The organism is Paracoccus sp. MKU1, assembly GCF_001447385.1.
Classification (GTDB): Bacteria; Pseudomonadota; Alphaproteobacteria; order Rhodobacterales; family Rhodobacteraceae; genus Paracoccus.
This window is the reverse complement of sequence record NZ_LLWQ01000143.1, coordinates 1-10,567: the sequence shown is the minus strand read 5'-3', so window position 1 is coordinate 10,567 and position 10,567 is coordinate 1. Positions and strand designations below refer to the sequence as shown.

General features: G+C 68.2%; 9 protein-coding genes. 5 read left to right on the top strand and 4 right to left on the bottom strand.

The genetic code is table 11. The annotated features are described in order from the left end of the window. Positions 1-1,252, top strand: a 1,252-nt coding sequence (locus tag AQY21_RS09950; protein WP_058097526.1) for an ABC transporter ATP-binding protein, incomplete at its 5' end; no start/stop codon positions are given. Next, positions 1,249-2,292 (top strand): succinylglutamate desuccinylase/aspartoacylase family protein, encoded by a 1,044-nt coding sequence (locus tag AQY21_RS09945; RefSeq protein ID WP_058097525.1) that lies wholly within the window; start codon positions 1,249-1,251, stop codon positions 2,290-2,292. The genes AQY21_RS09950 and AQY21_RS09945, both read left to right, overlap by 4 nt. 22 nt (positions 2,293-2,314) lie before the next feature. On the opposite strand, the gene AQY21_RS09940 is transcribed toward AQY21_RS09945, so the two are convergent. The 3 genes from AQY21_RS09940 to AQY21_RS09930 form a co-directional block, all read right to left on the bottom strand. Next, entirely contained in the window at positions 2,315-3,496 is a 1,182-nt protein-coding gene (locus tag AQY21_RS09940) for a 2Fe-2S iron-sulfur cluster-binding protein (RefSeq protein ID WP_058097524.1), read from the bottom strand. A 3-nt stretch (positions 3,497-3,499) separates the two neighbouring features. After that, positions 3,500-4,540, bottom strand: coding sequence for an aromatic ring-hydroxylating dioxygenase subunit alpha (locus tag AQY21_RS09935; RefSeq protein ID WP_058097523.1), 1,041 nt, complete (start codon positions 4,538-4,540; stop codon positions 3,500-3,502). Positions 4,541-4,621: 81 nt separating this feature from the next. Beyond that, positions 4,622-5,554 (bottom strand): LysR substrate-binding domain-containing protein, encoded by a 933-nt coding sequence (locus AQY21_RS09930; protein ID WP_058097522.1) that lies wholly within the window; start codon positions 5,552-5,554, stop codon positions 4,622-4,624. Positions 5,555-5,725: 171 nt separating this feature from the next. Here AQY21_RS09930 and AQY21_RS09925 point away from each other — a divergent pair, with 171 nt between their 5' ends. The 3 genes from AQY21_RS09925 to AQY21_RS09915 are packed head-to-tail and all read left to right on the top strand — an operon-like array spanning position 5,726 to position 9,807. Beyond that, positions 5,726-7,276, top strand: coding sequence for an ABC transporter substrate-binding protein (locus AQY21_RS09925; protein WP_058097521.1), 1,551 nt, complete (start codon positions 5,726-5,728; stop codon positions 7,274-7,276). Further along, positions 7,273-8,673, top strand: a complete 1,401-nt coding sequence (locus AQY21_RS09920; RefSeq protein ID WP_058097520.1) for an FAD-binding oxidoreductase — start codon at positions 7,273-7,275, stop codon at positions 8,671-8,673. Before AQY21_RS09925 ends, AQY21_RS09920 begins: the two co-directional genes overlap by 4 nt. A gap of 9 nt (positions 8,674-8,682) precedes the next feature. Beyond that, positions 8,683-9,807 carry an aminotransferase class I/II-fold pyridoxal phosphate-dependent enzyme gene (locus AQY21_RS09915; protein WP_058097519.1) on the top strand — a complete coding sequence of 375 codons (1,125 nt, stop codon included), beginning with the start codon at positions 8,683-8,685 and terminating at the stop codon, positions 9,805-9,807. 134 nt (positions 9,808-9,941) lie between these two features. Here the strand turns inward: AQY21_RS09915 and AQY21_RS09910 are convergent. After that, a partial coding sequence (locus tag AQY21_RS09910; protein ID WP_152988180.1) for a zinc-binding dehydrogenase occupies positions 9,942-10,567 on the bottom strand: 626 nt, incomplete at its 5' end.

The window sequence follows — 10,567 nt, the reverse complement described above, 5'->3', positions numbered from 1 at the left end:
TGCCCAGGCCGAATCCGAGGCGGTCACGCTGTATCGCGAGATGCGCCTGCCCGATCCCGAGCGGATCGGGGCGCGCTATCCGCATCAGGTCTCGGGCGGGCAGTTGCAGCGGGCGATGACCGCCATGTCCATGTCCTGCCACCCCGAGCTGCTGATCTTCGACGAGCCGACCACGGCGCTGGACGTGACCACGCAGATCGAGGTTCTGGCCGCGATCCGCGAGGTGGTGCGCCGCCACGACGCAGCCGCGATCTACATCACCCACGACCTGGCGGTGGTGGCGCAGATGGCCGACCGCATCAAGGTGCTGCTGAAGGGCAAGGAGGTCGAGGAAGCCCCGACCCGCGAGATGCTGGCCGCCCCGCGCGAGGAATACACCCGCTCGCTCTGGGCGGTACGGAACTTCCAGCCCGCGCCGCGCAATGAGCCGGCCGCGCCGGAGCCGGTCCTGCACATCGCAGGCGTCTCGGCCAGCTATGGCGTGCATCCGGTGCTGCGCGACGTCTCGATCAGCGTGCCGCGCGGCCGCACCGTGGCGGTGGTCGGCGAAAGCGGCTCGGGCAAGTCGACGACGGCGCGGGTGGTGATGGGATTGCTGCCGCCGAGCGCGGGAAAGGTGGTCTTCGACGGGCAGGTGCTGGACCCGCTGTCGCGCAACCGCCCGCGCGCCCTGCAACGCCGGCTGCAGATGATCCACCAGATGGCCGACACCGCCCTGAACCCGCGCCACCGGGTGCGCGAGATCCTGGGCCGGCCGCTGGAGTTCTTCCTGGGCCTGCGCGGCCGCCAGAAAGAGGACCGCATCCGCGAATTGCTGGACCAGATCGAGCTGGAGCCCGGCCGCTTCATCGACCGCCTGCCGGGCGAGTTGTCCGGCGGGCAGAAGCAGCGGCTCTGCATCGCCCGCGCGCTGGCGGCCGAGCCCGAGCTGATCATCTGCGACGAGGTGACCAGCGCGCTGGACCAGCTGGTGGCCGAGGGCATCCTGCGCCTGCTCGACCGCCTGCAGCGCGAGATGGGGCTGAGCTATCTGTTCATCACCCACGACCTCGCCACGGTGCGGTCCATCGCGGACGAGGTGGTGGTGATGCAGAACGGCGCGGTGGTCGAGCAGGGCCCCAAGGCGCAGATGTTCCAGCCGCCGCACCATCCCTATACCGAGAAGCTGCTGTCCTCGGTCCCCGAGATGGACCCGGACTGGCTGACCCGCCTGCTGGGCCAGCGACAGATGCAAGAGAAAGGCGCCGCATGAACCACTACGACACCGTCAGCTGCGACATCGATCTCGACGCCCCGGGCAAGGCTTCGGGCTGGATCGACCTGACCCATTCCGACAACCGCCATGACTTCGGTGTGATCCGCAGCCCCATCGGCGTCATTGCCGGTGGCGAAGGGCCGACGGCGCTGGTGGTCGGCGGCAATCACGGCGACGAATACGAGGGGCAGCTGATCGCCCGCCGGCTGTTCGAGGCGCTGGAGCCGCAGGATGTCGCCGGCCGGCTGATCCTGGTGCCGGCGCTGAACATGCCGGCGGTGATGGCGCGGACGCGGGTCTCGCCGCTGGACGGCGGCAACATGAACCGGGTGTTTCCCGGCGCGACGGGACAGGGGCCGACGCGGGCGCTGGCGGGCTTCCTGAACCGCCACCTGCTGCCGCGCGCCGGGCTGGTGATCGACCTGCATTCCGGCGGCGGCACGACGAATTACCTCGACGCGGCCTATCTGACGCTGACCGGCGATCCGGCCCAGGATCGGCGCGGCGCGGCGCTGGCCCGCGCCTTCGGCCTGCCCTGGACCATGGTGGTCGGGCTGGGCAGCACCGGCGGCGACCTGGACAGCGCCGCGCTGGCGGCGGGTTGCGCCATGATTTCCTGCGAGCTGGGCGGCATGGCGCAGGTTTCGCCCCGGTCGCTGGGCCATGGCTGGAACGGCATCCTGAACCTGCTGGCGCATGAGGGGATCCTCGCGCCCGAGACGGCGAAGCGGCTGGCCTCGGGTCCGGCCTGCCAGACCCGCTTCGTCGACCTGGACGCGGGCAGCCGCCATGTCACCGCGATGCGCCACGCCCTGGCCGAACCGCTGGTCGAACTGGGTGACGCGGTGGCCGAGGGGCAGCCGGTCGCGAAACTCTACGACCTCTTCGACATCACGCAGGCGCCGCAGGTGCTGACGGCTCCGGTGGCGGGGCGGGTGCTGATCCGCCGCCGCAACGGGCTGGTCGGCCATGGCGACCACCTGTTCGTCATCGGCCCCGAGATCGCACCCGAGGCGCTGGACCGCCGCATCGGCTGAAGGGGCGGCACCGCGCCGTGCCCTACAGGTCCAGCACCACCCGCCCCGCCGGGCGCGAGCAGCAGATCAGCACCTGCCCCGGTCCCGGCGGGTCCAGCGGATCGGTGACATAGTCCACCGCGCCCTCGCGAATGGCGCAGCGGCAGGTGTTGCAGATCCCCTCGCGGCAGCTGAACTCGGGCTCGAGTCCCGCGGATTCGGCCAGCTCCAGGATGGTGCGGCTGGCGCCGTTCCAGGGCAGCGTCAGGCCCGAGCGGGCAAAGACCACCTCGGCCCCGGTTTCGGTCGGCTCTGCCTGTTTGGCCGTCGCCTCGGCCACCGTGCCGGGCAGCGCGTCGGGCAGTCCCAATGCGTCGGGATCGGTCAGGAATTCCAGCTTGGCCAGGGATTTGGGCGCCCCCGTCGGGATGCGGTTGCCATGCGCGGGCGCCGATGCCGGCGCCCGCCCGGCCGCCAGCGCGGCCAGCGAGCCGCCCTTGCCGAAGAATTCATAGGCGATGCGGGCGGGGGCCACGCCCAAGCCCGTCAGCAGCTGCCACATCGCCACCATGAAGGGCGTCGGGCCGCAGAGATAGACCTCGTAATCGTCGAGCGGCAGCAGGGATTGCAGGAAGGCGCGGTCCACCACGCCCTCGGCGTCGAAGCGGCGCGCGGCGCGGTCGGCCTCGGTCGGGGCGCGATAGACGGTGCGCGCGGTGATCCGCCCGCCCGAGCCCGCGGCCAGCGCCGCCACCTCGTCCCGCAGCGCATGCACATCGCCGTTCTCGGCCGCCTGCACGAAGAACACCCGCCGCTCGCCCGCCGCCAGCCGGTGCAGCATGGCCAAGAGCGGCGTCAGACCGACACCGCCCGCCAGCAACAGCACCGGCCGGGTGCTGGTCTCGTCCAGCACGAAGCCGCCGCGCGGCGCGGCGATCTCGATCAGCTCGCCCTCGGCCAGCTGGTCGTGCAGCCAGCGCGAGCCCAGCCCCTGCGGCTCGCGCTTGACGCTGATGCGGTGATGGTCCCGCCCCTCGGGCAGCGCCGACAGCGAATAGGTCCGCAGCACCGGCCCCGAGGGCGCCGGAATCCGTAGCGTCAGGTATTGGCCCGGCCGCATGTCCCACAGCGGACCGCCATCTTCGGGCATCAGGTGGAACGAGGTGATGCAGGCGCTTTCCGGCACCTTGCGGACCAGGCGAAACCGGCGGAACGGATCGGCCATGGATCAGGCCCTCATCTTCTCGTCGACCATGCGCTCCTCGGCGATCATCGCCTCGAGCTGGCGGCGGAAGCGCAGTTGCCCGGCGTCGATCGACAGGTCGATATGCGGCGAGGTTTTGCTGGCCATGCCGATCTGCACCTCGTTCAGCACGGCGCGGTCCTCCTCGAAGGCATGGCGCACGTCCTCGGACATCATCTTCGACAGTTCCTCGTCATGCGGGCGGATATTACGCAGCTGGAACCAGTAATAGCGCGTCTCGGCCTCGGTCGTGGGCGTCATGAAGTTGTAGCTGTCCATGACGAAGGTCTTTTCATGCAGCGTACCGTCCGGCCCGCCCGTCCCCGCCGGGGTGAACACCGCGCGGATCAGCGCATGGGCGGGATAGCGCACCTCGTAATGCTGCAGCCGGTCGCAATTGCCATCGAACTCGACGATCTTCTTGTAGAAGGGCGCGGGCTCGACATCCATCATCCAGCGATGGACGATGACGCCGCTTTCGGTGCGGGTGACCTTCAGCGGCGTGTCGCGCGTCGCGGCCTGGGCAAAGCTGCTTTCATGCACCCAGGCAACATGGGTCGGGTCCAGCAGGTTGTCGCACATCAACAGATAGTTGCAACGCAGCTCCATCGCGGCGCCGCGGTTGATGCCCCAGTCGGGACTGTCGAAATTCGGGATGTCGATGATCTCGTCGGCATCGGCGATGGCGGCATTGCCCATCCAGATCCAGACCAGCCCGTATTTCTCGTGCACCGGATAGGGCCGGACCTTGGCGGCCGAGGGGATGCGCCCGCCGCCCGGGGCCCAGACGCATTGCCCGGCGCAGTCGAAGGTCAGCCCGTGATAGCCGCATTCGACATTGTCGCCCCTGATGCGGCCCTTGGACAACGGCAGCTTGCGATGCGGGCAGGCATCCTCGAGCGCGATCACCTCGCCCTGGCTGTTGCGGAAGATGCAGATCTTTTCCCCCAGGACGAGGATCTGCTGAAGGCTGTCGGTGATCTCATGGCTCCAGGCCGCGACATACCAGGCGTTCTTGAGGAACATGGCTGCACCTTATGTGGCTGAGTTTCGCCAAATGTATAGGCGAATGCCAAGGCGATCAGCGCAGAAGCACAGCCAGATCGTTTAGCTGGGCTGAACCGTCCGGCTGCGCAGCGGCTTGGTGGCGCGCATCAGCCAGTTCAGGAAATCCCGCGCCACGGGCCGGTCCAGTGTGGTCGGCCCCCAGCAGACGAAATAGGGGTCCGGCATCCGCAGGCTGGCCTCGGACAGCCGCACCAGCCGGCCGGCGCGGATATCCTCGGCGGCGAAGGAGCCCTGGGCCAGCACCGCGCCCTGCCCGGCGATGGCGGCCTCTAGCGCCAGGCTCGACATGGAATGGACGGCGACCGGACGGATCGGTGGCAGGTCGCGCATGCCCTGCGATTCGAACCAGTCGCGCCAATGCGGCTCGGTCGTGTAGCCGCCGCCCCAGTCGATGCCAATCAACGGCAGCCGGGCCAGCACGGCCGGGTCGCAGGCATCGGGGTGGCGCTGCAGGAACTCCGGCGAACAGGCGGGAAAGCAGCAATCGGTGAACAGGGTGCGGCTGTGCAGATAGCGCCGCGCGGCCTCGCCATAGGTCAGGCGAAAGCCGCGCTCTAGCATGTGCGGGTCGGATTCTTCATGGGTCGAGATGACCCGGATGGCCAGATCCTGGGCGGAGGCCTGGAATTCGGGCAGACGCGGGTTCAGCCATTTCTGCAACAGCGTCGGGAAACCCGAGACGGTCAGTTCCTCGCTCTGCTTGTGCGCGAGGATGTAGTCCTGCGCCAAGGTCAGCCGACCGAAACCCTGCGAGATCAGTTCGTGATAGGCCCGCGCCGCCGGGGTCAGCGTCGCCCGCCGCCCGTCCTTGACCAAGAGGACCACGCCCACATGCTCCTCGAGCAGCCGCAATTGCTGGCTGATCGCGCCCGGCGTCACCCCCAGCGCCCGCGCCGCCGCATTGACCGAGCCCAACCGGCCGAAGCATTCGAAGGCCTGCAGGGCGCGCAACGGGGGCAGCGTCGGGGTCATGGGCAGATGGTCCTGGCGAGATCCGATAGTTTAGCTGAACTGTCACGCGCGCCAGGCAAACTGATTTGTCCGCCATGGGGCCCGGGGCTAGCGTTTAGGTCAGTCATAAAAACAAGGCCTCGTCAACGGTTCTGCACGACCGCCAGCCAGGCAAACAGGGAGAATGATCCGATGACCATTTCGCTAAGCCGGCGTTCCTTGCTGCTGGGTGCCGGGGCCGTTTCCGCCGCCTCTGCCCTTGGGCTGCGGCCGCTGCGCGCCCAGGACGCCCCGCGCAAGGGCGGCACCTTCCGCGTCGCCGTGGCCGATTTCGACAGCGCCGACACGCTGGATCCGCAGCTGAACGAGACCCGCTTCATGATGCAGCTGCAATACCAGCTGCGCAACTGCCTGATCGAGGTCGGCCCGGGTGGCAAGCTGGTCCCCGAGCTGGCGACAGAATGGGGCTCGAATCCCGAACTGACCGAATGGACCTTCAAGCTGCGCCAGGGGGTCGAGTTCCACAATGCCAAGACCATGACCGCCGACGACGTGGTCTATTCGCTGAACCTGCATCGCGGCGCGGACACGGTCTCCGAGGCCAAGTCGCTGCTGGAGGCGATCACCGACATCAAGGCGACCGCGCCGGACGAGGTGCGCGTCAGCCTGAACGCCCCGAACTCGGGCTTCCCGGCGCTGATGGCGCTCATCAACCTGCTGATCGTGCCGGCCGAGGACAAGGATTTCGGCAAGGGCATCGGCACCGGCGGCTACGTGCTGGAAAGCTTCGAGCCGGGCGTGCGCAGCCTGGTCAAGCGCTTCCCGAACTACTGGAAGGAAGGCCGCGCCCATTTCGAAGCCGTCGAGATCCACGCCATCGCCGACGTGAACGCCCGCACCACCGCCCTGCAGACCGGGCAGATCGATGCCATGGGCGCGGCGGATACGGCGACGGCCATGCTGCTCAGCGCCATGCCCGGCGTGAAGCTGCTGCAGACCAAGGGCAAGCAGCACTATGCCTTCAGCATGAATTGCAAGGACCCGCTGTTCGCCGATCCGAACGTCCGCATGGCGCTGAAGCTGTCCATCGACCGGCAGGAGATGCTGGACAAGATCCTGTCGGGCTATGGCTCTATCGCCAACGACCAGCCGATTTCCGAGGCCTATCCCGATTTCGACCCGCAGCTGCCGCAGCACAGCTACGACCCGGAAAAGGCCAAGGCGCTGCTGGACAAGGCCGGCATCTCGGGGCTGACCGTGCCGCTGCACGTGGCCGAGGCGCCCTTTACCGGCGCCACCAACATGGCCCAGCTCTATGCCGAGCAGGCGGCCCGCGCCGGCATCACCATCGACGTCAAGCGCGAGCCGGACGACGGCTATTGGTCGAACATCTGGGGCAAGCGCCCGATGTTCGCCACCAAATGGTCGGGCCGCGTCAACGAGGACGTGATGCTGACGCTGGCCTATGCCCGCGAAAGCATCGGCGGCTGGAACGAGACCAGCTGGGACAACGACGCCTTCAACAAGGCGCTGGTCGCGGCACGCGGCGAAAAGGACGAGGCCAAGCGCCGGCAGCTCTATTGGGAATGCCAGTCGCTGATCAGCGAGGACGGCGGCATGATTGCCCCGCTCTGGGCCGATTTCCTGGACGCGACTTCGGACAAGGTCGCCCATGCCGAGCTGGGCAACGACTGGGAGCTGGACGGCGCCCGCGCCTCCGAGCGCTGGTGGTTCACGGAATGAGCCTTGACGTGCAGGAAACCCCGGCCGGCGCGGTCAAGGCCGCGCTGGCCGAACTCGGCCCGGTCTTCGGCGAGCGGCTGCTGACCACGGCCGCGGCGCGGGCGCATTACGGCGCGGCGGAAAGCTGGCTGCCCGCCGCGCCGCCGGACGCCGTGCTGCTGCTGCACGACACGGCCGAGGTCTCGCAGGCGCTGGCGATCTGCCACCGGCACAGCGCGCCCGTCATCCCCTTCGGCGCCGGCTCGTCCATCGAGGGCCAGGTGCTGGCGCCGCAGGGCGGGATCACGCTGGACCTCTCGGCGATGGATCGCGTGCTGACCATCCACCCCGAGGATATGGACTGTACCGTGCAATGCGGCACCACCCGCCAGCGGCTGAACGAGGAGCTGCGCGATTGCGGGCTGTTCTTCCCAGTCGACCTGGGCGCGCATGCGACGCTGGGCGGCATGGCCTCGACCCGCGCCTCGGGCACGACGACGGTCCGCTACGGCTCGATGCGCGAGCTGGTGCTGGGGCTGACCGTGGTGCTGCCCGACGGCCAGGTGATCCGCACCGGCGGGCGGGCGCGCAAATCCGCCTCGGGCTACGACCTGACGCATCTCTTCATCGGGGCCGAGGGCACGCTGGGGGTCATCACCGAGCTGACGCTGCGGCTGTTCGGCATCCCGGCCGCCGCGCAATCGCTGCTGTGCAGCTTTGCCGATCTGGACGCCGCCACCGGCTGCGTGGTCGAGGCGCTGCAATTCGGCCTGGGCCTGAGCCGCATCGAGCTGGCTGACGACCTGCAGATGCGCGCGATCAACGCCTATTCCGGCACCGACCTGCCCGAAAGCCCGGCCCTCTGGGTCGAGATCACCGGCTCGGACCCCGCCGTCGCGCATGACATCGCGCTGTTTCGCGACCTGGCCGAGGGCGCGGGTGCCTCGCGCATCGAGCTGGCGCAGACGCCCGAGGATGCCGCGAAGCTGTGGCGCATCCGCCACGACGCGCTTTATGCGACGCGGGCGCTGCGGCCGGGCGTCACCGGGCTTTCCACCGATGTCTGCGTGCCGCTGTCACGCCTGCCCGAATGCATCGCCGCGATCAAGGCCGAGATCGCGGAAACCGAGCTGGTCGCGCCGCTGGTCGGCCATGTCGGCGACGGCAACTTCCACCTGGTGTTGCTGTTCGACGCAAGCGACCCGGCCGAGCTGGCGCATGGCAAGCGCATCAGCGCCCGGCTGGTGGAACTCGCGCTGGCGATGGAGGGCACCGCCACCGGCGAGCACGGCGTCGGCCTGGGCAAGAAGGACTACATGGCCGCCGAGCACGGCCCGGCGCTGGAACTGATGCGGCGGCTGAAACGGGCCGTCGACCCGCGGGGCATCATGAACCCCGGCAAGATTTTCGATTTGTAGAGGCAAGCCATGTCGCAGGACACGTCCCTGATCCGCCCGGAAATCGCCGCGCTGGCGGATTACAACGCCGGCCTGGCGCTGGACCGCTTTCGCGCGGACTATGGCGTCGAGGCGCGGGCCAAGCTCGACAGCAACGAAAACCCACTGGGCCCCGCCCCCGCCGCCATCGCGGCGATGCGGGACTGCGCCGCCGGGATCTGGCGCTATCCCGACGCGGCCGACCTGGCCCTGCGCGAGGCCATCGGCGCTGCGACCGGCATCGACCCCGAGGCGGTGATCGTCGGCAACGGCTCCGAGGACCTGATCGGCGCGATCTATCGCAGCGTGCTGCGCCCCGGCGACCGTGTGGTGACGATCTGCCCCAGCTTCGGCTTGCACGAATTCGGCGCGCAGGCGTTCGGCGCCCGGGTCGAGAAGGTCCGCTTCGCCGAGGACTGGTCCTTTCCCCTGCCGGGCCTAGTCGAGGCGCTGCGCCAGCCGGCGCGGGTGCTGATCTTCTCCTCGCCCTCGAATCCGGCCGGTCCGGCGGTGTCGCTCGAAGAGTTCAGCGCGCTGTTGGAGGCGGTGTCGCAGGGCACACTGGTGGTCTTCGACGAGGCTTACCGCGAATATCTGGACCCCACGCTGGCCTTCGATCCCTGCGCCATCATGCGCGAGGCGGGGCTGGACTGGATCTCGCTGCGCACCTTTTCCAAGGCATACGGCCTGGCCGGGGCGCGGGTGGGCTATGGGCTCTGCTCGTCGCCCGGGCTGACGCGGGCGCTGCGCAAGACCCGCAACCCCTTCGCCGTGAACGCCTTCGCCGGGGCCGCCGCGCTGGCCGCTCTGCAGGACGGGGCACATCTGGCCCGCACCGTCGCGCTGGCCCGGTCCGAACGCGCGCGCCTGTCCGGGGCGCTGGCTGCAACCGGCTATGCAGTGGTCCCGAGCCAAGCGAACTTCCTCTTCTTCCGCACGCCCTGCCCTGCCGCGAACTTCGTCGAGACGCTGCGGCGCCGGGGCGTGCTGATCAAGGGCTGGCAAGAGTCGCCCTTCCTGGACTGGGCCCGCGTCACCATCGCCACCCCAGTCGAAAACGACGCCTTTCTGGAGGCCTTGCCTAATCTTGCCGCGAGCGCGGCATCGCAAAGCTGATAGGCAGTTCATCCCTTGGCTACTTCCCCAGCCTTCGCTTCCTCGGTCAGCCAGTAAAGATCACTCATGTCACCGCTCCGTTTTCGAGCCGTGAATCACGCAGAGCATTGAAAATCAATGCATCCTGACCCTAATCAAGCCAATTTCCGGTCATACTCTGTCAGCAGCACAATCTTGCCGGCATGTTGACCCGCTTCCATCATCGCGTGCGCCTCGGATGCGCGTTCCAACGGAAAGGTCTCGCTCACGACTGATCGGATCTTGCCCGCTTTGAAGAGCGGCCAGACCGTCTTCTCCAGACCTGCGGCGATTTCGGCTTTCACCGACAACGGCTGTGGCCGCAGCAATGATCCGGTAAGGGTTAGATTCTTGACCAGGACCGGCATCATGTCCAGCTCAACCTTGCTGCCCTTCAGGTAATAGAGATTAATCAGCCGCCCCTTCTGGGCAAGGCAGGTCAGGTTGCGCTGGATGTAATCGCCGCCGACCATGTCCAAGACGATGTCGACGCCTTGACCCTGCGTCCTGTCCTGCACGACGGTCACATAGTCTTCCTTGGTGTAGTTGATCGCGACCGCAGCGCCCAGATCTCGGCAGAAATCGCAGGCTTCATCTGTCGCCGCGGTCGTGAAGACCTCGACCCCGAATGCCGAGGCGAGCTGGATCGTGGCGCTGCCGATGCCACCGCTGCCGCCATGAACCAGCAGGCGGCGGGCCTGGAACAGGTTGCCCTGCATCGCCAGGTTGAACCAGATCGTAT